At 56.3% G+C, this 23,508-nt stretch carries 22 protein-coding genes; 12 read left to right on the forward strand and 10 right to left on the reverse strand.

The window, feature by feature from the left end:
- The first annotated feature begins 34 nt into the window (after positions 1 to 34).
- The 4 genes from GN111_RS21065 to GN111_RS21080 all read left to right on the forward strand — a co-directional run bounded on the left by GN111_RS21065 (position 35) and on the right by GN111_RS21080 (position 2,866).
- Positions 35 to 409: a DsrE family protein gene (locus GN111_RS21065; protein WP_155305645.1), complete on the forward strand. Its 375-nt coding sequence runs from the start codon at positions 35 to 37 to the stop codon at positions 407 to 409.
- Between the two features lie 39 nt (positions 410 to 448).
- Positions 449 to 1,150 carry a hypothetical protein gene (locus GN111_RS21070; RefSeq protein WP_155305646.1) on the forward strand — a complete coding sequence of 234 codons (702 nt, stop codon included), beginning with the start codon at positions 449 to 451 and terminating at the stop codon, positions 1,148 to 1,150.
- A 72-nt stretch (positions 1,151 to 1,222) separates the two neighbouring features.
- Positions 1,223 to 1,942 carry a methylenetetrahydrofolate reductase C-terminal domain-containing protein gene (locus tag GN111_RS21075; RefSeq protein WP_155305647.1) on the forward strand — a complete coding sequence of 240 codons (720 nt, stop codon included), beginning with the start codon at positions 1,223 to 1,225 and terminating at the stop codon, positions 1,940 to 1,942.
- A 27-nt stretch (positions 1,943 to 1,969) separates the two neighbouring features.
- Positions 1,970 to 2,866: a methylenetetrahydrofolate reductase gene (locus tag GN111_RS21080; protein WP_155305648.1), complete on the forward strand. Its 897-nt coding sequence runs from the start codon at positions 1,970 to 1,972 to the stop codon at positions 2,864 to 2,866.
- Positions 2,867 to 2,922: 56 nt separating this feature from the next.
- Here the strand turns inward: GN111_RS21080 and galU are convergent, their stop codons facing one another.
- The 3 genes from galU to GN111_RS21095 all read right to left on the reverse strand — a co-directional run bounded on the left by galU (position 2,923) and on the right by GN111_RS21095 (position 6,226).
- Complete coding sequence (gene galU / locus GN111_RS21085; protein WP_155305649.1) at positions 2,923 to 3,792, reverse strand: UTP--glucose-1-phosphate uridylyltransferase GalU; 870 nt, start codon at positions 3,790 to 3,792, stop codon at positions 2,923 to 2,925.
- An 81-nt stretch (positions 3,793 to 3,873) separates the two neighbouring features.
- Positions 3,874 to 4,935 (reverse strand): branched-chain amino acid aminotransferase, encoded by a 1,062-nt coding sequence (locus GN111_RS21090; RefSeq protein WP_155305650.1) that lies wholly within the window; start codon positions 4,933 to 4,935, stop codon positions 3,874 to 3,876.
- Between the two features lie 193 nt (positions 4,936 to 5,128).
- Positions 5,129 to 6,226 (reverse strand): ABC transporter ATP-binding protein, encoded by a 1,098-nt coding sequence (locus GN111_RS21095; RefSeq protein ID WP_155305651.1) that lies wholly within the window; start codon positions 6,224 to 6,226, stop codon positions 5,129 to 5,131.
- Positions 6,227 to 6,482: 256 nt separating this feature from the next.
- Here GN111_RS21095 and ugpB point away from each other — a divergent pair, with 256 nt between their 5' ends.
- The 3 genes from ugpB to GN111_RS21110 all read left to right on the forward strand — a co-directional run bounded on the left by ugpB (position 6,483) and on the right by GN111_RS21110 (position 9,705).
- Entirely contained in the window at positions 6,483 to 7,805 is a 1,323-nt protein-coding gene (ugpB, locus tag GN111_RS21100; protein WP_197740393.1) for a sn-glycerol-3-phosphate ABC transporter substrate-binding protein UgpB, read from the forward strand.
- Between the two features lie 81 nt (positions 7,806 to 7,886).
- Positions 7,887 to 8,777: a sn-glycerol-3-phosphate ABC transporter permease UgpA gene (gene ugpA, locus GN111_RS21105; RefSeq protein ID WP_155305652.1), complete on the forward strand. Its 891-nt coding sequence runs from the start codon at positions 7,887 to 7,889 to the stop codon at positions 8,775 to 8,777.
- Positions 8,778 to 8,784: 7 nt separating this feature from the next.
- The gene (locus GN111_RS21110) at positions 8,785 to 9,705 is read left to right on the forward strand and encodes an ABC transporter permease subunit (protein ID WP_155305653.1); all 921 of its coding nucleotides are present in this window, start codon (positions 8,785 to 8,787) and stop codon (positions 9,703 to 9,705) included.
- 65 nt (positions 9,706 to 9,770) lie between these two features.
- Here the strand turns inward: GN111_RS21110 and GN111_RS21115 are convergent, their stop codons facing one another.
- The 5 genes from GN111_RS21115 to GN111_RS21135 form a co-directional block, all read right to left on the reverse strand.
- On the reverse strand, positions 9,771 to 10,208 hold the full coding sequence (locus GN111_RS21115; RefSeq protein ID WP_155305654.1) for a response regulator: 438 nt from the start codon (positions 10,206 to 10,208) through the stop codon (positions 9,771 to 9,773).
- Positions 10,209 to 10,275: 67 nt separating this feature from the next.
- A complete protein-coding gene (locus GN111_RS21120) occupies positions 10,276 to 13,431 on the reverse strand; it encodes a response regulator (protein WP_155305655.1) in 3,156 nt (1,051 codons plus the stop codon).
- 202 nt (positions 13,432 to 13,633) lie between these two features.
- A complete protein-coding gene (locus GN111_RS21125; RefSeq protein WP_155305656.1) occupies positions 13,634 to 14,716 on the reverse strand; it encodes a flavin monoamine oxidase family protein in 1,083 nt (360 codons plus the stop codon).
- A 54-nt stretch (positions 14,717 to 14,770) separates the two neighbouring features.
- Complete coding sequence (locus tag GN111_RS21130; protein WP_155305657.1) at positions 14,771 to 15,343, reverse strand: rhodanese-like domain-containing protein; 573 nt, start codon at positions 15,341 to 15,343, stop codon at positions 14,771 to 14,773.
- A 288-nt stretch (positions 15,344 to 15,631) separates the two neighbouring features.
- Positions 15,632 to 16,423 (reverse strand): HAD-IIB family hydrolase, encoded by a 792-nt coding sequence (locus GN111_RS21135; RefSeq protein WP_155305658.1) that lies wholly within the window; start codon positions 16,421 to 16,423, stop codon positions 15,632 to 15,634.
- 220 nt (positions 16,424 to 16,643) lie between these two features.
- Between GN111_RS21135 and GN111_RS21140 the strand changes: the two genes are divergently transcribed.
- From GN111_RS21140 to GN111_RS21160, 5 genes are all read left to right on the forward strand, one after another.
- Positions 16,644 to 17,435 (forward strand): glycerophosphodiester phosphodiesterase, encoded by a 792-nt coding sequence (locus GN111_RS21140; protein WP_170302392.1) that lies wholly within the window; start codon positions 16,644 to 16,646, stop codon positions 17,433 to 17,435.
- A gap of 86 nt (positions 17,436 to 17,521) precedes the next feature.
- Positions 17,522 to 18,277: an enoyl-CoA hydratase gene (locus GN111_RS21145; protein ID WP_155305660.1), complete on the forward strand. Its 756-nt coding sequence runs from the start codon at positions 17,522 to 17,524 to the stop codon at positions 18,275 to 18,277.
- A 4-nt stretch (positions 18,278 to 18,281) separates the two neighbouring features.
- Positions 18,282 to 19,358, forward strand: coding sequence for a DUF1786 family protein (locus tag GN111_RS21150; RefSeq protein ID WP_155305661.1), 1,077 nt, complete (start codon positions 18,282 to 18,284; stop codon positions 19,356 to 19,358).
- 17 nt (positions 19,359 to 19,375) lie between these two features.
- Entirely contained in the window at positions 19,376 to 20,428 is a 1,053-nt protein-coding gene (locus GN111_RS21155) for a strictosidine synthase family protein (protein WP_155305662.1), read from the forward strand.
- A gap of 27 nt (positions 20,429 to 20,455) precedes the next feature.
- Positions 20,456 to 20,887 carry a hotdog fold thioesterase gene (locus GN111_RS21160; protein WP_155305663.1) on the forward strand — a complete coding sequence of 144 codons (432 nt, stop codon included), beginning with the start codon at positions 20,456 to 20,458 and terminating at the stop codon, positions 20,885 to 20,887.
- 4 nt (positions 20,888 to 20,891) lie between these two features.
- On the opposite strand, the gene GN111_RS21165 is transcribed toward GN111_RS21160, so the two are convergent.
- Both GN111_RS21165 and GN111_RS21170 read right to left on the reverse strand, forming a co-directional pair.
- Positions 20,892 to 21,566, reverse strand: a complete 675-nt coding sequence (locus GN111_RS21165) for a divergent polysaccharide deacetylase family protein (protein WP_170302393.1) — start codon at positions 21,564 to 21,566, stop codon at positions 20,892 to 20,894.
- Between the two features lie 370 nt (positions 21,567 to 21,936).
- A complete protein-coding gene (locus GN111_RS21170; RefSeq protein WP_197740394.1) occupies positions 21,937 to 23,364 on the reverse strand; it encodes an aminotransferase-like domain-containing protein in 1,428 nt (475 codons plus the stop codon).
- Positions 23,365 to 23,508 lie beyond the last annotated feature (144 nt).

The raw sequence follows: 23,508 nt of genomic DNA on the forward strand, positions 1-23,508 counted from the left end.
GAACAATCCCATTTTCAGAAAGGAAACCCAAACCATGTCGGAAAAAGAAGAAAAAATACTCTATGTCAGCACCCACGGTGATGAAAATTTGGACAAGGCCACTGTCCCCTTCGTTCTGGCCAATGCCGCCCTGGCCATGGATACCCAGGCCACTGTCGTTCTCCAGACCAACGCCGTGGTATTCGCCAAAAAAGGCTTTGCCGACACCGTGCCGGCCAGCGGCGGTTTTCCCCCCATGAAGAAATTGCTCGCGGATTTCATCGAGCAGGGCGGCACCATCTGGGTTTGCGGTCCCTGCATCAAGGCGCGGGGCATCTCTCCGGATGACCTGATCGAAGAGGCCACGATAATGGCCGGCGCTCAGCTCAACATCGCCGCGATCGAGGCGGATGCGGTATTTGTCTATTAGACCCTTATTCCAGGAACCCGAACCCTACGAGGCATTCCCATGACTGGCACCCAGCCTACCCGTCCACCGCTGCGGATCACCGACTTGATCTCGCGGCACAATGCGGGGTCGACCGTCGTCTGCAACACCGCGTTCGATATTCTGCCGGTTGACTTCGAACATCGGTCCAACCCGTTCAAGGCGTTTATTTTTCTGTGTCAGTACAGCGGGACCGTCGACGGGGTCGATTATACGTTTCGAAAGTGTTATGCGCGCGGATGCCCGCACAATCTCTGTCCCCATGTCTCCCAGGCGGTGCTGGTCGCCAACCGCTACCTGCAGCGGGACTATCATCGCCTGGAAACAGCCGGCATCCCAATCGAAAAAAAGCTGTTCTCTCTTGAGGAGATGGTGCTCAAGTTCGACCAGCAGCAGGATGCGGACGATCCGGCCATGGCGCTTTATGATTATGTCCAACTGGCCGGAGAAGGCCGGGAGGTTGCCATCCGGCCGACCCTGGAGTTCGTTACTGCGGTGGAGCATTTTGATCGTTTCGAGAACAAGACGGTCTTTCTGATGGCCGATTTTGCCGTTACCTGCCAGGGAAGGACGGTTCACCTCGAACGCTGCCTGGCCTGTTATCCCGTCGACAATGAAGCCGAGGAGCGACAGACCAAAATCGAACTGGCCAACGCCCGCCTCGAGCTGCTGTACCGAGATCTGGAATCGGCGGGCGGGAAGGCGGACAAAGCCTTTTATTAAGCCGTTTGGTACCTGTTCACGGGTTGAAACGCCCAAGCAATTCCAATTTCATCCAAACAAGGAGGGGGCTCTATGCACGCCACCATTCAGAAACCCATCGAAGAGATCGTCAGTTATATCCGGCCCGGGGAGAAAGTGTTCGTTGTCGGATGCAACAACTGCGCCTGGAAGTGTCACTCCGGCGGGGAAGGCGAAACCGAAAAAATGGCCGAGCGGTTGACCCGGCGCGGCGTAGAGGTTGTCGGCTATACGGTGCCCGGTCCCCAGGGCATGTCGCTTTGCAAGCTGGACCATACCCGCAAGGTGCTCCAGGAAGACTACGCCGACCAGATCGCCAACGCCGACAGCTTCCTGGTCCTGGGTTGCGGCCAGGGTGTTCACACCGTCATCGACGCCACCGACGGCGGCATGGTGCATCCGGGCTGCGATACGATTTTCGGCGGCGAAACCGTATCGGCTGAAGACATTGAGGAATACTGTTCCCTGTGCGGCGAGTGCGTCATTGAATTCACCGGCGGCCTGTGCCCCATGACCCTGTGTTCCAAGCAGCTGCTCAACGGACCCTGCGGCGGCGCCGAAAACGGCATGTGCGAGGTGGACAAGGAGCGCCCCTGCGGCTGGGTGATGATCTACGAACGGCTGAAAAAACTGGGTCGGCTGGAACTGCTCGATCCCTACCAGAAGCCCAAGAATCACGCCAAGTGGAGCCGCCCCCGGACGCTGAAGGTCAGCGAAACCGAAGCCACCTTCTGTTCCCAGGCCGGTAAAGTCACCGTCAGCAATCAGGACTGAATAGACGAAACGCAAAGGAGTCGTGTCATGAAACTGACCACCCTGTTCGATAAAGGCGAATTTGTCGTCACCGGTGAAGTGGGTCCCATCAAGGGCGCCGTCAACCGGGACAAATCCATCGATCCCACGTGCACCCAGGAGGCCAAATACCTGCAGGGATGGGTTCATGCGGTCAACGTCACCGACAACCAGAGCGCCGTGATGCGGCTGGGATCTCTGGCTGCCAGCGTGGGACTGAAGCAAAAAGGGATCGAGCCGGTCTACCAGCTCACCTGCCGGGACCGCAACCGCATCGCCCTGCAGAGCGATCTGCTCACCGCCTATTCGCTGGGAATCGACAACGTTTTACTGATTACCGGCGATCATATCCAGTTGGGAGACCACAAAGAGGCCAAGCCGGTGTTCGATCTCGATTCGGTGCAGCTCATCGACATGGCCATGGGCCTGCGCAACGGCCATGACATTACCGGCAATGAAATCGAAAATCCGCCGGACATGGCCTATGGCGCCGTGGTCAATCCCAACTTCGAGCCGCTGGACCTTCAGTTGATGAAAATGAAAAAGAAGGTCGATGCCGGCGCCGAGTTTTTCCAGACCCAGGCGGTGTACGACCGCAAGGTGTTCGAAACCTTCATGAACAAGGCATCCAAACTGAATGTTCCCATCCAGGTGGGGCTGGTGGTGCTAAAATCCCCCCAGATGGGCAAGTTCATGAATAATAACGTATCCGGTATCGAGGTGCCCCAGTCCTGGATCGACGAGATCGGGAGCGTGGAAAAAGAAGACCGCAAAATGAAAGCGGCCGAAATGATGGGCCGCTTCCTCGCGGAGATCAAAGATATGGTCCAGGGCGTTCATCTGATGCCCCTGGGATGGGCCGACATCGTTCCCAAGATTTTGCAGACCGCCCGTATCGCCGTATAGCACCTGACCCACGGCAAAAGGCGATCGCAACATATCGGAATTGTTTTCGTGTGTTACTATTCCTTGATCAACTGCCGGATAAAAGGCAGCAGCCGCTCGCGAATATCCGGCCGGTCAAGGGAAAAGGCCAGGTTGGCCATCTGGAAGCCGGCTTTGTCGCCGCAGTCGAAGCGGGTGCCTTCGTAACGGTAGCCGTAAATGTCCTGGGTCTTGAGCAGCCGGGCCATGGCATCGGTAATCTGGATTTCGCCGCCGGCGCCCACCTCCTTGTTTTCCAGGATTTCGAAGATCTCCGGAGTGAGGATGTAGCGGCCGATGATGGCCAGGTTGGAAGGCGCCTTTTCCGGTGCGGGTTTTTCCACCAGCCCGCGGATCCTGGTGACACCGTCCACCGGTGGGTCGGCGTCGAGGATACCGTATTTGCTGGTCTCCTTGGGATCCACCTCCACGACCGAAACGATGGAAGACTGCAGTGCGTCGAATTTTTCGACCATCTGCTTCAAGACCGGTTTTTCCGCCTTGATCAGGTCGTCGGCCAATAGAACGGCAAAGGGTTCGTTGCCCACAAGGTTGCGGGCGCACCAAATGGCGTGGCCCAGACCCAGCGGCTGATTCTGCCGGGTGTAGCAAATGGAACCGGATTCGGGGATCAGGGCGTGAATCTGTTTCAGTTCGGTGTCTTTGCCCCGGGCCATGAGCATGTGCTCCAGCTCACAACTATGGTCGAAATGGTTTTCGATGGCTTTCTTGCCGGCGCCGGTGACAAAGATGATTTCCGTGATTCCGGAGGCATAGGCCTCTTCGACGGCATACTGGATCAGGGGTTTGTCCACGATGGGAAGCATTTCCTTGGCCATGGCCTTGGTGGCTGGAAGAAAACGGGTTCCTAAACCGGCGACGGGAAAAACCGCTTTTCTGACTTTCATGCAAACTCCTTTTTACGAGTTGTCACGGATTCCAGGATTCCTAATGCCGAGGAGCTTTTTTTTCTATATGAAACTCTTTTCTCAGACCATTTCGATCCACCCCGCCGGGCCTTCGATGGCGCCGTACTGAATTTCCTGAATGGCCTCGAAAAAGCGATGGGCCAGGGGGCCGACCTGTCCGTCACCGACGGTGATGACGGTGTCTTCGTATTTCAATTCTCCCACTGGTGAAATGACGGCGGCGGTGCCGGAGCCGAAAATTTCCTTGAGGTGGCCCGAAGCGTGGGCGTCCATCACTTCGTCGATGCTGATTTTGCGTTCGGAGACCTTCAGCCCCCAGGATTGTCCCAATGCGACTACCGAATCGCGGGTGATGCCGGGCAGGATGCTGCCCGAAAGCATGGGCGTGATCAGTTCATCGTCGATGACAAAAAAGATGTTCATTGCGCCCACTTCTTCGACATACTTCTGCTCGACACCGTCCAGCCACAGCACTTGGGTGTAGCCGGCCTTGTGGGCCTCGTCGCCGGCCAACAGGCTGGCCGCATAGTTGCCCAGGGTTTTGGTGTCCCCCACACCGCCGCGCACGGCGCGGACATGGTCCTTGGTGACCATGATTTTTACCGGATTGAATCCTTCGGCATAATAGGCCCCCACCGGACTCAAAATGATGAAGAACCGGTAGGTGAACGACGCCCGGACGCCCAAAAAGGGGTCCATGGCGATGATGGTCGGCCGGATGTACAGGGAGGTTCCCGGCTGACTGGGCACCCAGGCCTGCTCGACGTCCAGCAGTTGCTTGAGCGCGTCCAGGGCAAAAGCCTCGTCGATTTTGGGGATGCAGAGCTTCCGGTTGGAGTAGTTGAGCCGCTTGAAATTCTCCTGGGGCCGGAAGAGCTGGATGCCGCCCTTTTTGTTGCGATAGGCTTTCAGCCCTTCGAAAACGCCCTGGCCGTAGTGCAGAACCATGGTGGAGGGATCCATGGAAAGTGGACCATAGGGCTCGATGCGCGGGTTATGCCACCCCTTTTCCACGTTGTAGTCCATGTTGAACATGTGGTCGGTAAAAATGGTGCCGAATCCCAGCTTGTTTTCGTCCGGCTTGGATTTCAGTTGATCGGCTTTGGTGATGGAAATCTGCATGGCAGTCCCTCCTGGCTCGGCGGTACGGTTTCGGTCCGTCTTTGGAAAGTTAAAATATAATTAAACCGGTTCTGGGAAAAAAATAAGGCAGATACACGGGTTAGGTATTAGGTACACCCATTTTATTCGTGAGTCAACGCAAGGCCGGTGGATAAATGCAAGGACCATTCGGCATGGCGGTTTTTCGAAGAACTCAATAGATGCTTCTGGTGGTACCGGCGTCGAACAGATGCAGATGGTTGAGGTTCATGGCCATGCGCAACTGCTGGCCGGCCTTATAAATTCTGCGGCCCTCGCTTTTGGCGATGAAGGAAACCCCGTTGAAATTCATGTGCATGTGGGTTTCGCCCCCCAGCGGTTCGACGACCTCCACGACGCCTTCGACCTTCCATTCTTCGGGAAAACTGCCGTTGCCGTTGTCCACGGTGAAATCTTCGGTGCGCAGGCCCATGATCACATCGGTTTCCGGCTGAACCGCCATGCCTTCCTTTTCGGGGACGGGTACGCTGAGCTGATCGTTGAACCGGACATTCAGGTGGTTGTCGTCGCTGACAATGCGGGCGGGCACCAGGTTCATGGGGGGGCTGCCGATGAAGCCGGCCACAAAGGTGTTGGTCGGATTCTGAAACAGCTCCATGGGCTGGCCCACCTGTTCGATATGGCCATTGCGCATCACCACGATGCGGTCGGCCAGGGTCATGGCTTCCACCTGGTCATGGGTGACGTAAATGATCGTGGCCTGCACCTTCTGATGCAGCCGTTTGATTTCGGTACGCATCTGGGTTCGCAGTTTGGCGTCCAGATTGGACAGCGGCTCGTCGAAGAGAAAAACAGAGGGTTTGCGGACGATGGCCCGACCCATGGCCACCCGTTGGCGTTGGCCGCCGGATAGTTGATGCGGCTTGCGTTGCAGCAGTTCCTCAAGACCCAATATGTTGGCGGCTTCGTTAACCCGTTCGAGGATTTCCGCCTTCGGGGTTTTGCTCAACTTGAGTCCGAAACTCATGTTGTTGAACACGTTCATGTGCGGGTAAAGGGCGTAGTTCTGAAAGACCATGGCCACATCCCGGTCCTTGGGAGCCACATCGTTGACAATGCGCTCTCCGATGCTGACCGAACCTGCGGTGATCTTCTCGAGGCCGGCCACCATGCGCAGCACCGTAGATTTGCCGCACCCGGAAGGGCCGACCAGGACCACGAACTCCTTGTTGCCGATATCCAGACTGATGCCGTGCACCACTTCCGTCTTGCCGAATTTTTTGACGATGTCTTTGAGAATGACCTGTGCCATGGATGATCCGTTTGCCAGTGGGTGGTTTGTGTTGCTGAAAAATGACCATGCTTTTCCCTTCCAAGTCAAGCAATTGTTAACCTACGGTTTGTTTTTTCTGATGGAATTCAGAATCACCCGGCGTTTGACTTTTATGGGCCAATAAATACTTGACTAGTGAGAAGGAACCCATTACCCTAGATTCAGTACGGGAGGAGACCCCCTTTTTATAACTATTTTCAATCGGTTACATTTAAATCAGGAGGAGAGTGCAGCCATGATGAAAAAATTCATGATGTTGGCGGTAATGGTGGTCCTGGCGGTGTTCGCCGCCGACCAGGTCTTTGCCAAGCCCATTGAAATCCAGTGGTGGCACGCCATGCGCGGCGCCCGTGGTGAAACCCTGCAAAAGATCGTCGATGCCTTCAATGCGTCCCAGAGCGATTATGTGGTGGTGGCAACCAATAAGGGCAATTATGATGAAACGGTCAATGCCGGGGTCGCCGCTTATCGGGCCAAAAAGCACCCCCACATCCTGCAGTCCTTCGAGGTAGGCACCCTGACCATGATGCTCTCCGGCGCCATCTATCCGGTCTACAAGCTGATGGCCGATCAGGGCTACAAGATCGATTGGGACAGCTACCTGCAGCCGGTGCTTTCCTATTACGTTGATGAAAACAACAACCTGCTTTCCATGCCGTTCAACTCTTCCACTCCGGTGATGTACTACAATGTCGACCTGTTCAAGGCCGCGGGCATCGACATGCCGTCCAAGACCGAGCCGTTGACCTGGGATCAGGTGGGCGACATCACGGCCAAACTGGTGGCCTCCGGCGTGAAAAAAGGGATGGTGACTTCCTGGCAGTCCTGGGTCCAGGTGGAAAACTACAGCGCGATTCACGACATGCCCTTTGCCTCCAAAGCCAACGGCTACGAAGGCCTGGATTGCGAACTGATGATCAACAACCCCCAGGTGGTCGGCCATCTTGCCCGGCTCAAGTCCTGGATGGCGGACAGCCGCTTTTCCTACGAAGGACAGAAATACCAGGGCCCGCAGGCAGCCTTTGTGGGCGGGGATGCCGCTATCTTGATGGAGTCCATCAGCGGTATCGGCAATGTCAAGAAGAACGCAAAGTTTGCCTGGGATCTGGCGCCCCTGCCCGTGGAAGCCAGCATGAAGGAGCCCCAGAACAGCATCATCGGCGGCGCATCCCTGTGGGTAATGAAAGGCCATCCCAAAAAAGAGTACAAGGGTGTGGCAGCCTTCCTCGACTTTCTCGCCCAGAATGACATGCAGGAGTTGTGGCATATGGAAACCGGATATTTCCCGATTACCGTGACCGCCTACGAGTCCCTGAAGAAAAAGGGCTACTTCGACAAAAATCCCTACCAGGAAGTGGGCATCAAACAGATGACCCGCCGCAAACCCACCAAGAATTCCCGGGGGCTTCGCCTGGGTTACTTCGTTCAGATTCGAAACATCATCAACGAGGAGATGGAGCTGATCTGGAACGGCTCCAAGACCCCGCAGAAGGCCATGGACGATGCGGTGGCGCGCAGCAACGAAAAGCTGCGTGAGTTCGAAAAGACCTACAAATAGTTTTTATTACACAGACCACGGGATGGGTTGTAGGGGCGAAATATATTTCGCCCCTACCGCCCCTGCCGATGCCGGATATTCATGATCAAGCGCTCCCATTTCACATCGAAGACACTGGCCTACCTGCTGATCACGCCGCAGATCCTGGTCACCCTGACCTTTTTTTACTGGCCGGCGGCCCAGGGCGTGTTGCAGTCGGTCATGCTCAGCGACCCCTTCGGTCGACGCAGCCGTTTCGTCTGGTTCGACAATTTCATCAATATTTTTACCGATCCGCTCTATCTGAAATCCATCGGTATCACCCTCGTCTTCAGCCTGGCCACCGCCGTCACCAGTATCGCCTTCGGCCTCTTTCTGGCGTCTCTGGCCAACCGGGCCTTACGGGCCAAGGCCCTGATTCGTACCATGCTGATATGGCCCTATGCCGTGGCGCCGGCGATCTCCGGCATATTGTGGCTTTTTCTGCTGCATCCCTCCTTCGGCGTCGTGGCCTATTTCCTTCAGCATCGCCTTGGCGTTGACTGGAATCCGGTGCTTTCCGGCAGCGACGCCTTTATCATGGTCGTTTTAGCCAGTGCCTGGAAAGAAATCAGCTATAATTTTGTCTTTTTCATGGCCGGGCTTCAGGCCGTGCCCCATTCGCTGATCGAGGCGGCGGCCATGGATGGGGCCGGACCTTTCCGGCGATTTTGGACCATCACCTTCCCGCTGCTTTCCCCCACGCTTTTTTTTCTGATGGTCATGAATGTCATCTACGCCTTTTTCGAAACCTTCGGCGTGATCCATACCGTCACCCAGGGCGGTCCCGGCGGGGCCACCAACACACTGGTTTACAAAGTCTACCAGGACGGATTCATCGGCTTGAATTTAGGATCGTCGGCGGCCCAGTCCGTGGTGCTCATGATCCTGATCGTTACCATAACCGTTTTCCAGTTCCGTTTCGTGGAGCGCAAAGTCCAATATTCCCTGTGACGCACCTATGGTTGAACGCACCCCCATACTCGACGCACTAACTTACGGATTCCTGATGCTGGGCATCTGCATCGTGGGCTTTCCCATATTTTACACCATCGTAGCGGCGACGCTTCCCATCGAGGAGGTTTCCAAGGTGCCCATGCCCCTTGCGCCGGGGGACCAGTTCTGGATAAATATCAAGGCCGCCTGGGAACAGGGCGATTTAGGGCAACAATTGATGAATTCGTTCATCATGGCCTCGGGCATCACCATCGGCAAGATCTGCGTTTCCATGCTGGGCGCTTTTTCCATTGTCTATTTCGACTACCGCTTCCGCAAGGTGGCCTTTGCCGCGGTCTTCTGCACCCTGATGCTGCCCGTGGAAGTACGTATCCTGCCCACCTACGAGATCGCGGCCAACATCTTCGGCCCCCTGCAATGGCTGGTGGACACGCTGCACCTCAACAGCCTGATCCAGTGGTGGGTGGGCAATGACTTTGAAATCGTGCTGGAGTGGAGTTTGTTGGACAGCTACACGGGGTTGATCCTGCCCTTGGTGGCCTCGGCCACCTGCACCTTTCTCTTTCGCCAGTTTTTTCTAACCGTTCCGGAAGAGTTATGCGAGGCTGCCAAGCTGGACGGCGCCTCGGCCATGATGTTTTTCCGCAGGATCCTGCTGCCCCTGTCGGTGACAAACATTGCCGCCCTGGTGGTCATCGAGTTCGTCTACGGTTGGAACCAGTACCTGTGGCCGCTGCTGATCACCACCGACCCGGATATGACCACGGCGGTCATCGGCCTCCAGGATCTGATTCCTCAGGTGGATGACATTCCCTATTGGAACGTGGCCATGGCCGGTTCCCTGCTGGTGATGCTGCCGCCCATCCTGGTGGTGCTTTTTATGCAACGCTGGTTTGTGAAGGGGCTGGTGGAACGCGAGAAGTGATGCAAGGCAGGATTGTGGTCACCGATTCCTGCCGTTACGGTTTCGCTGTTGCACTGGGAAAACGTTTAAAAGCTGGAAACCGGTGGTTCTTCTGATACGAGACCCTGGGATCTGGCAAGTCCCATTGCATTCAGTTTGAGAAGCACCCGCTCCACCGAAAACGGTTTTTTAATATAATCGTCGCAGCCCGCCTCGATGCTGTTGACAACCGTTGGATAATCGGAATGGGCCGTTACCATAAGGATCTTGCTGCGCTTTTCCGCGGGAATATTGTTTTTGGACTCAAGCTTGCGGATGGATGTCAGCACCTCCGGTCCTCCCAAATCCGGCATGGAGATATCCAGGGTGATCAGATCGAAGGGCTCTTGGGCCAACAGTGCTTCCGTAAAGGCCTTGATGGCGGTCAAGCCGCTTTCCACCGGATGACACTCACCGTAACTTTTTAGAATCTGATGCATTTTTATCCGGCTCACCCGTTCGTCGTCCACGATCATGATTTTCATTGAAGGTCCTTTTCAACTTATACGAAGCCGTTAGAAAAGCGACGTATATGCGCCCATCATTTTTAATCTAAAGCGTTTCCACAAACTGCGCCATCCGCTGAACCTCGATCTCCAACGCATCGATCCGGCTGGCGGTCTGCGTTAAGGATCCGGATTTCGCCGCCGCTTCCAGTGCCGCCGCGGCATCGGCCAAAAAGCTGGCCGTCAGGTTCGAACTTCCTCCCTTTATTGCATGCGCTTCACTGGCTATCATATCGGTATCTCCATAGACAACGGCATTTCGCACCTTTTCGATCTGTTGTTTTGCGTCGCATACAAATCCGGTCAAGACATCCGCCAAAACATCCGCTTCGTTGCCGAACTCTTTCAACGCCTGTGCGTAGTTCACCGGCTCGTCGGCGTGGTCCGATGGATCATGGTTTTTCTCAAGGCATGCGTCATTTGCTTCAGGAACCGGCGAATCGGTCCACTTGCCGATCATGGCCAGCAACCGCTCTTTTTTCAGCGGTTTGGAAAGATAGTCGTCCGCCCCTGCGACCAGGCATTTTTCGCGATCACCGCTCAGCGCGTTGGCGGTAATCGCAATGATGGGTATCCGACGCGGTGCAGCGCCATCTTTTTCCGACGCATTTTCCATTTTTCGTATGGTATCGATCGCTTTGTATCCATCCATGACAGGCATGTTCATATCCATCAGGATGATGTCGTAAGGATTGCGACCGTAGGCTACGACTGCCTCCTGACCGTTTTCGGCCAGATCCGCCAGATAACCGGCTTTGTGAAGGTGGTTCAATGCCACTTGCTGATTGGTCGGATAGTCTTCAACCAGCAGAACGCGAATCTGCTCGCTTTTCATTTCGTCAATGGTGTCCCGTGTGACAAGCGTTCTTGAATTCGAATCCGCCGTCACATCCACCCCACATACCATTTTGATGGTCTGGGTGAGGTCCGCCAATTTGACGGGTTTGTTGAGGTATCCGTCCACACCGATGCTGCGGCACTTTTCTCCGTCGCCGATTTCGTTGATGCCGGAAATGAGAACGATGGCCATATTTTTCAGGGCATCGTTTCCTTTGATTCTGGAGGCGAGTTCAAAACCGTCCATCTCCGGCATGCGGATATCCGACAGCAAGAGGTTAAATGGCTGCGGCGATACCGAGGCCGCCTCGATCCGTTCCAGAGCTTCTATCGGGCTGGCGGATTCAAAGGCTTCAATGCCATGGTAAGTCAGATACTCCATCATAATTTCCCTCGGAGCGTCCATGTCATCGACAACCATGACCTTCAATCCGGAAAGGCTGACGTTATCGGCCGTTTTTGCAGGCCGTTGCGGCGCTTTTTCAAATTCCACCGTAAACCAGAACGTGGAGCCTTCGCCCTGGGTGCTGATCAGACCGATTTCTCCACCCATCATTTCGACCAACTGTTTGGCGATCGTCGTTCCAAGTCCCGTGCCGCCGTATTGTCGGGTGGTGGAACCGTTGGCCTGGGCGAAACCGTCGAAGATGGACGACTGCTGCTCCTCCGGGATGCCGATTCCCGTGTCGGTCACCTCAAAACGAATCGATGCGTGGTCCGGACCCTCCTCAACGGTATGGGCGCGTATGGCGATCTCACCTTTTTCGGTGAACTTCAAGGCATTGCCGGCCAGGTTGTTCAGCACTTGTCGAAGGCGGCCCGGATCACCGAGCAATTTGCCGGGAATGCCCCGGGAGACAAAGGAGATGAACTCCAACCCGTAATTTTTCGCTCGTATGGCGATGCTGCTGGCCACGTCTTCAATCAGCACCCGCAGATCGAATGGGATGCTTTCCAGTTGAAACTTTCCCGCCTCGATTTTTGAATAGTCAAGGATGGAGTTGATCAATTCTAGCAGGGTGTTGGATTCTTTTTCGATGGTCTCGGCAATTTTGCGCTGGTCAGGAGAAAGGTTGGTGTCCAAGGCCAATTCAGCCATGCCGATGATACCGTTCAAGGGGGTGCGGATCTCGTGGCTCATATTGGCCAGAAACTGGCTTTTTGCAACATTGGCCTCTTCGGCTCTGATTTTGGCCTTCCTCAGATCCCGCTCGGCCTGTTTGCTTTCGGTAATATCGACAAACGTCTCCAGCACAACCGCTTCATCTTCCAGAATCAGCCGGGTGGCACTTTTCAGAATCGGTATTTTCTTGCCCTCCCTGGTCGAAATCGTCCGTTCAGATCGGTCCAGTTCTCTTCCCAGATCCAGAATCGGGCATCGGTTTGCCTCCGTGGGGCAGAATGTTTCGTAGCAAACGCGTCCCGTAACACACTCCCGGGTTTCGTATCCCATCATGGCAAGCGCCACTTCATTGGCATAGCGAATCCGTTTTTCGGTCCCCACAATCACAACGGCATAAGGCATGGAGTCCAAAATCATCTTGAGCATGGCTTCCGACCGCCGAACCTGCAGTGTTTTTTGCCTGATCAGGCCTTCCAGATTGTCACGGTGCTGGACCAGTTGAGTTTCGGCTTCTCGCCGCTTGGTGATTTCTTTTTTCAAGTATTTGTTTTTATTTTTAATTTCCTCAAGAGAGTCGCGAAGGCGCAGCGACATTCGGTTGAACATTTTCGCTGTAATTCCAATTTCATCGTCCGCCACGGATTCGATCTGATAGCCCACCTCTCCGATCGATATGCGCTTCGAGGCCTCCTTGAAATGATTTAAACGCCGCACCAACTTGGAGCCCAACAGAGCCGAAAGCAGGATCGAAAGAAAAAGTTCGATGGCGGCGATAATAGCGAACCGGGTTTGCGAATGTTTCAAAGAGGAGAGAATCGTTTGTGTCGAGAGGCCGACCTCCACCCGGCCATAATCGACGCCGGCTTCCTCTATGGGCGAAAAGCCGTCGAAAACACCGTCATCGATTTCACGAAGATGCGTATCGGCATGAAACGGACGGGACAGCAGGGCCGGCTTTCCGGCTTCGGCCAGCACCCGACGATCCGTCTTCAAAACGCGGACATAGACAAAATCGTGGTGTTTAACGACCGTTTCTACGAAACGGTCAAGGTACGCCAGATCCATCGAAAGGACGGCTTCTTTGATTGTCGTTGCAAACAGTTGTGTCGCCGTTTCAGCTCTCTGGCGCAGTACCTGCTCGTGGGATTGGCGCATCAGAAACTGGGCATTCCAGATGATGGTGACCAGCAGGAACGCCTGAATCAACGCAATTCCGATGATTGTCTTGAAACGAAGAGACATCAGTTCCTCAATTCGGTTCTAAGAGGCGTATATATATCAAGGCTAAACTATCGGCAGACCACCGGAGGAACTTGAACGGTATTTTGACACCCGTCCCTAAAAAGCCCCAATGAAAAGACATGGAAGAAAAATGGTAAATCAGTGGGTTAGCTTTTTTTACAAAAAAAGTGCTTCAATAATGCGGGTAGGCTGTGGGCAGGCTTCATGCTTGCAAACGTTCTATCGCCTGTTCGGCCGTTACGAGGGCTCCTTCCAGATATCCGCCCTGTTCGCTGGCCGTTTCCGTGCCGGCGAAAAGCACGGTTCCATCCCAGATGGCGGCCTTGTCCGCGGGGGGACGATAATGGGGATGCTGATGCATGGGTGGCTGATCGTAGGGGGTGGCAGTGAAGCGTTCGGTGGCCCAGTCCTGGTAAAAAAAGGCTGCAGGCCGCGATGCCGGGTCGCCGAACAGAAGGGCGAGCTGCTGAAGGATCGCTTTGGTGAGTTGTTCCTTCCGGCTGCGTTGGACCGCCGGGATGCCGACAAAACCGGTCAAGCCACAAGGATTGCTTTCAGGGCTGGAGCCGTCGTGGATTTCACCCAACGGGCCGCGTTCGCTGAACGCCTGTCCGGACAGGCCTGCCTGACGCCAGAATGGAGATTCGTAAACGGCGTAAAATTTGGCCTGCCCCGCCATCCAGGTGCCGATTTTAAGCATCGCCTGGGTTAAGTGGTGGGACAACTCGGGTGTGAAGAGAATGGTGGCCGCAGCCAGGCGGGGCGGCAGAGCCAGAATAACGTGACGGGCATGAAAGCGGGGCCGTGGCTCGGCTTCCAGATCGCCTACACTGACCTGTGCACCGGAAGGGTGTTTTTCGATTTCGCAGACCGGATGGTTCAGGCGGATGGCATTTCCCGGGATGGTTTTTCCGAGGCTTTCTACAAGGGCATGCATACCCCCGCAAAGCCGCCAGGACGCCGGTTGCGTTGCATATCCCTGCACCGTACGAACATCTCCGGTGAACGATTGAAACCTTCCCAGGCCCGTTTCGAACTGGGGATAGCCGCGAAGGCCCAGTGTTTGAATCAGGCGTACCATTCTCGGTTGAATGGCCGGCCAGTACCAGGAAGGACCGAGATCGGTGTGGAAGCCTTGGTGTTCGGGGCTTAAAATCCTGCCGCCCAGACGTTCGCGGGCTTCCAGGACCATGAAGGACCGGTTGGCCGCTGCCAGCAGGTGTGCGCAATACAGACCGCTTAACCCGCCGCCGATAATGATCGTGTCGAATGTTTCCGTCGTCATTAAAGAAAAATTCGGGCAGGCTCCCTCCATTGAGAGGAGAGCCTGCCCACAGCATTACTGGGCAAGGTCGGTTTTATAGACCAGTGCTTTGTCGATATGATAGGTCCAGGGAAGTCCTTCGTTTTTCCAGCCGCCGAGTTTGCGCTGGCCGTCAAAGGCGCTGTCCTTGTTTTTGATTTTGTCGCCCTCGAAGCCGCCGAGCATGTTGCAGACACTTTCCGGCTTCCATCCAGCCTGGATTGCGGCCTGACAGGAAAGGCAGCTTCTTTTGCCGCTGCGGCACATGAATATCAATTTGTCGCTGGCCGGGTTGAACCGTGCCAGCAGATCTTTTTCAAAGTCAGGGTTTTCTGCCATCCCATACCCTTTCTCGCCGAGCTTTCCGGTCCAGAATTTTTTGGGAACATTGTACGCACCCACCGGATGGCCAATCAACTCATATTCGGGCCTTGTCCGGGTGTCGATGATAAAGGTGTGCCCCGGATCGTTTTTCACCATTTCATAGGCTTGAGAAGGGGTGACATTGCCGCCTTCGTGCTCGGCTTTGATTTGGTATTTGAACGCTCCGTAGGCCGAACCGCCAAGCAGGAACACGCACGCAACCACAGCAAGCATCCATTTTTTCATTGTTCTTTTTCTCCTTTCCTTTTTTGGTCATTTGCTAATATGGAAATCCTCATTTCTGCAAAAAACATGCACGCCAGGTTGTCGCTGTCTTATTTTTTAGCGACCTGATTTTGCACCGGATTGAAGTTTTAATGACAGCTATCTGGCGGGGTTGGGTGCATTATTGAGACTGTTGGTGGCGAAAAGAGTCCTGTTTTTGCGACAGTTCTTTTTTGGATGGAAAAAAGAGGGGCGGACATGGGCCGATAAAACCGATCCCGGACGGGAGGGCCCTTAAAAACTTGGATGTCATCGATCCAGAATAATGTTTACCATTTCGGCAAAACCGTATCCGCCTTCGGCGCGGGTCACCCATGCCGGCAGGCTCTTCAGATCGTCCGCAAATGAGCGGACATTGGCAACTCCCACGGCGTGGGGAAAAAATTCGAACATGGGGGCATCGTTGGGCGAGTCGCCGCAAAAGATTGCTTGGCTGCGAATCGCATGCAAATCTTGGTTGAATACTTCCCTGAACAGCAGTCGGCTCATGGAGAGCTTGTCGTAGTCTCCGAACCAGCCGTTGACATGGATGGAGCTGATTTTGGCCGTGGCGCCGGCAGCTTCGAAAACCGCCTGGATGGCCTTGATCGAAGACGGGGGCAGCGGGGGGACGTCTTCACAGAAATCGATGGCCAGATCGGCTTCCCGATAGGCCTGGTCCGCGGCTACGGCGCAGCCGGGAACGGCGTCCAGCACTCTTTTGCGGATGGCGTCCAGACGGTCCCGATCCGCGGTGCGTTCCGTTTCCGACTTCCAGTAGCGACGGATCATTCTTTTTGCCCGGTCGTCGTAGCGGAAATAGAAGGCCCCGTTTTCTCCCACAAGCGCGTCAACGGGCCACATGCGGGCAATATGGTCGCACCAGCCGGCCGGACGACCGGTGATCGGCACCACACAAATGCCGCTTTTTTGGAGCGCTTCCATGGCGCCAAAAGCCGCCGCAGGCAGTCGTCCTTTCACCGTGAGGGTGTCGTCGATATCGGTGAGTACAAATCGGATTCGGGATTTTTCGTCCCGGGGGAAGTCCTCGATGGGTTTCACGGCCGGTCTCCTGGCAAAGGTGTCGCTATGATCCGTCGCAGATCCTTATCCCACAAGGCAACGGTAAGTCAAACACCATGCCGGGTATGCAACCTTAAAGCTTGCTGTTTGAACCGAATTTGGTTAGGAGGGTGGTAGTAGCGGATTCCCGAATCTTATCCGAGAGATGCTCCGTGGCGGCAACCCGATGCACGGAGTGCAACGGTATCGACGAGAAGCCATGCTTAACCACTTACCCAGACCGTTGATCATGGCCCATCGCGGCCACAGTTCGCACTACCCGGAGAATACCCTGGCGGCCTTTCGGGCAGCCATCGCGGCCGGTGCCCATATGGTCGAACTGGATGTCAATCTGTCACTGGACCGTCAACCGATGGTCATCCATGACGAAAGCGTGGATCGCACCACCAACGGGAGCGGGTCGGTTCAAGCACAGACTACGGCGCAGCTAAGTCGGCTGGATGCCGGGAGCTGGTTCGATCCGCGGTTCAGCGGCGAGAAGATTCCGACCCTGGAGCAGGTGCTCGAGGCCCTGAAGGGACGCATCGGTGTGAACATCGAAATCAAGCCCGAAGCCTTCGAGGCGCATGAACCGAAGGACGCGGTGGAGCGGCAGGTGTGGGAACTGATCCGGGCAAAGGGGATGCAGGACGATGTTCTCGTGTCCAGCTTCGAATGGCAGGCGCTCGAACGACTGCGAAATCTGGATTCCGGTATCGCCCTGGGCCTGCTTTCCGATACGCCGGCAAACGACAGCTTGTTTTACTGGTACCGGCGGGTCCGGGGATTCTCCTGGCACCCGGACTACCGCATACTGACGCCTTCGCAGGTAAAGACGCTGCACAATATGGGCGCGCGGGTGTTTCCCTATGCCGTGGACGGGAAGATCGACATCCCCGGTATGCTGTCCATGGGGGTCGACGGGTTGATCCTGGACGACCCCCGACAAGTGCCTGCCGACTGTCGGCCGACTGCGGGTCACCCCGACGCCGCGAAACGAAATTCGCTTTAACGCGTATTTTTAAGACTCGAGCGAATTGTGTACTTTGCTCCCATCTTACGCTTGGGACTTCATTATATCTCATTGGGAGGACAATCATGGCGCCACCGGTGCTTTTCGAAGTGGACCATCAGACAGCGATTATCACGCTTAACCGACCCGAGCGGCGCAATGCCATCAACCAGCAGCTTCTTGTCCATCTTTACAACGCCCTGGATGCGGTGGCCAGCCGCGAGGATATCCGGGTGGCCATCATTACCGGCAACGGGCCTTCGTTTTGCGCGGGCCTTGATCTGGAATCCGTCGGCAGGGAAAACCTCTTCGATCCCCGGGGAGACGGCCGCGACCTGCCGGATCTGATGCGGGCCTGCAAAAAGCCCATTATCGCAGCGGTCAACGGCCACGCCATCACCGGCGGTTTCGAGTTGGCCCTGAACTGCGATTTCATCATCGCCGCCGAGAATGCCCAGTTTGCCGATACCCATGCCCGAGTGGGCATCCACCCCGGCTGGGGAATGACCCAGTTGCTTCAGCAGACCGTGGGCCAACGCCGGGCCAAGCAGATCTCCTTTGCCTGCCAGCCCATTTACGCCCATACCGCCCTGGCATGGGGATTGGTCAATGAGATCCTGCCCGGCGAGCAATTGCTGGAGCGCGCCAAAACCATTGCCGCCCAGATCGTTCAGGCCGATCCGCAACTGCTGAGTGTCATTAAGACCCTGATCGAAAACCGCAACCGCGGCCCGCTGGACCAGGCCTTCGACCAGGAAAGGAGCGGTTTCCGGCATTTTTTGCGGGAAAAAATCGGCCAATTCAAGGGCTCCGGGAAAACGGATGCATTAAAAAAGGAGTAATCTTTTGGGACGCTATCTCATGCTGGACATCGGCGCCGGCACCATGGATATGCTCTGTTTCGACACCGAACAGGACCTGCACTATAAAGCAGTGGTGCGCTCTCCGGTGCGGGTTCTGGCTGACGATGTCCGCCGGACCCAGGGCGCCCTGGTGGTTACCGGCGTCGAAATGGGGGGCGGGCCGGTTTCCCAGGCCCTGATCGAGCGGGCCAAAACCAGCAAGGTGGTCATGTCGATGTCCGCGGCGGCCACCATTCATCATGACATGGAAAAGGTGACAGCCCACGGCATTCGCGTGGTGGCTGACGCCGGAGCCGAGGGGCTCATCGGCAATTCGGATTTCAGCCCCGTCCGCAGCGGGGATCTTCAGATCGGACGCATCCGGCGACTCGTGGAGGGATTGGGCCTGCCCTTTTTTTTCGATGCCATCGGCATTTGTGCCCAGGACCACGGCGTTCCCCCGCCAGGTGTGTCCCACCTGGATTTCAGGCATCGGATGTTTACGACGGTTTTGGAAAAGGAACCGACCCCATATGCCCTGCTTTACCGGTCCGACGAGGTTCCGGCGGAAATGAACCGACTGGCGAGCATCGCCGCGGACGCCCGATCCCTGCCGGCAGATCGAATTTACGTCATGGACTCGGGAATGGCCGCCATCCTGGGCGCCTCCAAAGACATCCTGGCCTCCGGCATGCGGCGAATGCTTGTGCTGGATATCGCCACCTCCCACACCGTGGCTGCAGTTCTTGAAGACGGCGTGCTGTGCGGGTTTTTCGAATATCACACCCGGGACGTTACCGTGGAGCGGCTGGACCGGCTGCTTAAAGATCTTCCCGACGGCAAGCTCTCCCACCGTCAAATTTTGGAAGAAGGCGGACACGGGGCATACAGCCGCAGCGCCTTTGGCTATGACCAGGTCCAGCGGATTCTGGCTACCGGACCCCGTCGGCGGCTGGCGGCATCATCTACGCTGCCCATTGTTTTCGGCGCGCCCTGGGGAGACAACATGATGACCGGAACGGTGGGGTTGCTGGAAGCCGTTCGCCTGCGGGAGGGGCTGCCGGTTCTTGATTACCTGTAAAGGGTGCTCGACATAGCATGAAATTCAAAACGATCCTGTTGTTGTGCGGGATGCTGGCGATCGCGCTGGTCGTATTTCGGCTCCACAGCATGTGGCATTTCAGATTCATCGAGCCGGTGGTCCCGGGTGACTGCACCGTTGTTTCCGGCCTGGTGGGCGTCGAGGACATTGTCGTGGATCCGCATTCCGGGCTGGCCTACCTGTCCGTTTGCGACCGCCGGGCCGTTGCGGCGGGCCAACCGGCCAACGGCGGGATTTGGACGTACGATCTCAACGACGACGAACCGGTTCCGCTCCGACTTGAAACGGGATTGGGCGATGACTTCCAACCCCACGGCATCGACCTGCTTTCCGGCCCGTCCGGTGCGGTGGGCCTGTTTGTGGTCAACCACGGCCAGGGCCAACATGCCGTAGAGCTGTTCGATCTGAATGGCCGGCAGCTTGTCCATCGCAAAACCGTCCAAGATCCGCTGCTGGTAAGCCCCAACGATGTGACCGCTGTGGCCGATGATCGTTTTTACGTGACCAACGATCACGGCAGTCGCGGTGCCTTGGGCAAGAACCTGGAGGACTATCTGGGACTGAAGCGTTCCGGGGTGGTTTATTACGACGGGACCCGGTGTCGGAACGTGGCCGGGGGCATCGGCTATGCCAACGGCATTGCTTTGGGACCCGACGGTAGCAGCGTGTATGTCTGCGCCTGCAGCGAGGGTACCGTGCGGGAGTATGGGCGCGACGCCGGCAGCGGCGCGCTGGTTCTGCGGCAGACGGTCGCCTGCGGCACCGCCGTGGACAACGTGGATGTGGACGCCTTCGGCGCCTTGTGGATCGGTGCCCACCCCAAGCCGCTGAAATTCGCCCGGCACGCCCGATCCGCCCGTAATCGCTCGCCCAGCGAGGTGATCCGGCTGACCCCCAGGCCAAACGGCACCTTCGAGCGGCAGACCATTTACCTGGATGACGGGACTCAACTGTCCGGCTGCAGTGTGGCCGTGACGTTCCGGGACCGAATGCTGGTCGGCAGCGTGTTTGAACCGTTTTTTCTGGATTGGCGCCTGAGTCGTCGGTAGTCAAAACCGATTCGAGGAGATCGCTTTATGACGGATGAATCGCAAGTGGCGGCCATCGAAGCCTATATTCAGAACGATGCCTTCGCCCGTTTTTTAGGGGCCGAGGTCGAGATTGTGGCGCCGGGGCACAGCCGGGTGTCGTTGACGATCACCGAACGGATGACCAATTTCCACGGAATCACCCACGGTGGGGTGGTCTTCTCCCTGGGCGACATGGCTTTTGCAGCTGCCGGTAATTCCCGAGGGCAGGTGGCCGTGGCCCTGAATGTGAATATCCATTTCCTCCACCCCTCCAAGGTTGGCGACCGCCTGGTGGCCGAAGCCAAAGAGTGTCACCTGGGAGGCCGGACGGGGCTTTATGAGATTACCGTAATCGAGGAAAAATCCGGCACCCTCATCGCCCGCAGCCAGGATCTGGTTTATCGTAAGAAAGCGTGGTTTGTCGAACTGGAAGAATAACGGATTACAGCAATTGTGAAATGTAAGCAAACCGTACATCCCCGCTTTCCGGCGTTTCCAGAAAGCGCTGAATTCCCGCCAGGGTTTCCGGCCGGGGGTGGCCGATCCCGATAGCGCGGCCGTATTTTAAAGCGATCTTTCCAAGACGCTTCATTTGCCCGAAAACCGCTTTTTCGTCCCGCTGTGTATCCAGAAACAGATCTCTTCGAATGGTATCGACGCCCATCTGCCGTGCACGGGCATAAGCGGTGGATTGTCCGGTAGTCAGGCTGTCCACAAAAAACAGATCGTTGGCCCGAACCGCATCCAGGGCCTGGTCCATTTTTCGGGGAAGCTGGGTGTATCGGGAGCCCATATGGTTGTTGACCCCGACGATATTGGGCAGGGTCGCAATGTTTTGCGCCACCACATCCCGCACCCGTTCCGGCCGGTCATCGACAAAGATGGCCCCGGGACCTGGGTCCACACGGGTGCTGAAGGGTTCCATAGGCTGGTGGAGCATGAGTTCATGACCGCTTTCGTGCAATGCCTGAGCTGAGGATTCGGAACAGCAAAGCCGGGGAAGAATCGAAAAGGTGATGGGGATGCCGGCCGTAAGAAATTGTTCGGCCCTGGTGAGATTAAAACCGATGTCGTCGATGATCACGGCGATTCTGGGCGTCGCTGTTTCCGGCGGCATGAACATTTCCGCAGTGGCAGGTATGTGGGTGGCAAAGAGACCCCCAAAAAGAAAGCCGGCGCTTTTAGCCAGGAATGTTCGTCGATCCATTCGTTGTCTTGTGTTTCCCCGGCCTGCTGCCAGCAGCCCCGCTTTTCTGGCGGGATAAATGTTTTTCTCCAGGGCGATCCCTGATCGAATCGCGGTGAATCCTGCCTGTTTGTTTATACCGCTGGTTGGATATGGGATCAACCCCTATCACTATATATTGTTATACTTGACGAATCCATAAAAAGCTCCGGACTCGTCATGCCAGGATAGATAAGCCTGCCCCGGACCTGATGCGGGGGAATCCAGATTTTTTCGCCTATTTTTTGGCAGATCCCGCTTTTTACCCCCGAGCCATCTGCGATACGACCCGACCCAGGCGCCGAATCGCCGGCAGGGCTTCGTCAGACCAGTTGGCGGCATTGAGGCGGATGAAATTGCGATAGCGGTCTCCTGTGGAAAACAGATGGCCGGGCGTGATGGCGATGCCTTCGTTAAGGGCCAGCCGGTAAAGCTTCAGGGCATCGACGACTTCAGGAAGTTCGATCCACAACAGATAGCCCCCGGCCGGATCGGTGACCCGGATGTCGGTCGGAAAGAAACGGATCACCGCCCGCCGCAGTTCGGCCAGCCGCTGGCGGTAAACGCGGCGAATCCGGCGCAGATGCTGGCGATACCCCCCTTCGGCCATGAAAGCCGCCACGGCCACCTGGGACAAGGTGGGCGCGGCCAGGCTGACGCTGTATTTCAGCCAGGCCACTGTCGAACGGTAGCGGCCGGCAGCCGCCCATCCCACCCTAAGTCCCGGCGAGAGCGTTTTGGAAAAAGATCCGCACCACATGACGCGCCCATCGGCGTCAAAGGCTTTGGCGGACACCGGCCGTCGGGTGGAGTAGTGCACGTCCCCGAAAATATCGTTTTCGATCAGCGGAATGTCGTAGGACGCCAGCATCCGGACCAGGTCTTTCTTGTTGCCGTCCGGAATGCAGCTTCCAAGGGGGTTGTTGAAATTAGAAATCACCACACAGGCCTGCACCGAGTTGTTTTCCAGGGCGAAGCGCAGGGCTTCGAGACTGATGCCGTCTTTGGGATGGGTTGGAATTTCAAGGGCTTTGAGGCCCAGGTTTTCCAGATATTGAAAAACGTCGAAGCAGATGGGGGACTCGACGGCAACGGTGTCTCCGGGGCGGCAGATGGCCTGCAAGCAGGCGGAAACCGCCTCGCCGCAGCCGGAAGTAATCACGATTTCGTCGGCGTCGAGGCTGCAGCCGGCATCCATGGCGTGAAGGGCGATCTGCTGGCGAAGGGACCGGTTGTCCGAGTGCGGCATATACAGGCCGGCCCGATCGCCCATGCGGCGGGCCGCGGACGCCATCAGGCGGTTGAGCTGGCGGGTGGCGGTCTGTTCCATGGCCGGATGGGCGGCGCCCAACTGGATCAGCTTGGGATTGAGGGTGTCGTGAATCACAATGCGGGTGATCAACTCGCGCATGCCGACGGTGGTGGGATCCGGATCGGGATCGGAAAGGTCCGGCGCCGGTGGTGCGCTGGGCAGTTTGTGGCTGACAAAAAATCCCGATCTGGGCCGCGGAACCAACAGCCCCCGCGCTTCCAACAGGTAGTAAGCCTTGAGGATGGTCGAAATGCTGACTTCCCACTGCTGGCTCAACTTGCGCACCGAAGGTGCCGCTGCTCCCGGACCGAAAACGCCTTCCTCGATCATGCGGGTCAACCGCTCCGCCACTTGCTGGTATTTGGGCGTTTTTTTCATGTGTGCCATGACTCCCTTGAAAACAGTACAATATTGTAACCGTTCGACCAGTACAGATGAATATTTATCATAACTGTACTCATAACAAAACACGTTTTCTGTGGCTGTTATTTCTTTTTAAACGGACGTATAATTTATACCAGA

It is taken from the genome of Desulfosarcina widdelii (assembly GCF_009688965.1).
GTDB classification, from domain to species: Bacteria; Desulfobacterota; Desulfobacteria; order Desulfobacterales; family Desulfosarcinaceae; genus Desulfosarcina; species Desulfosarcina widdelii.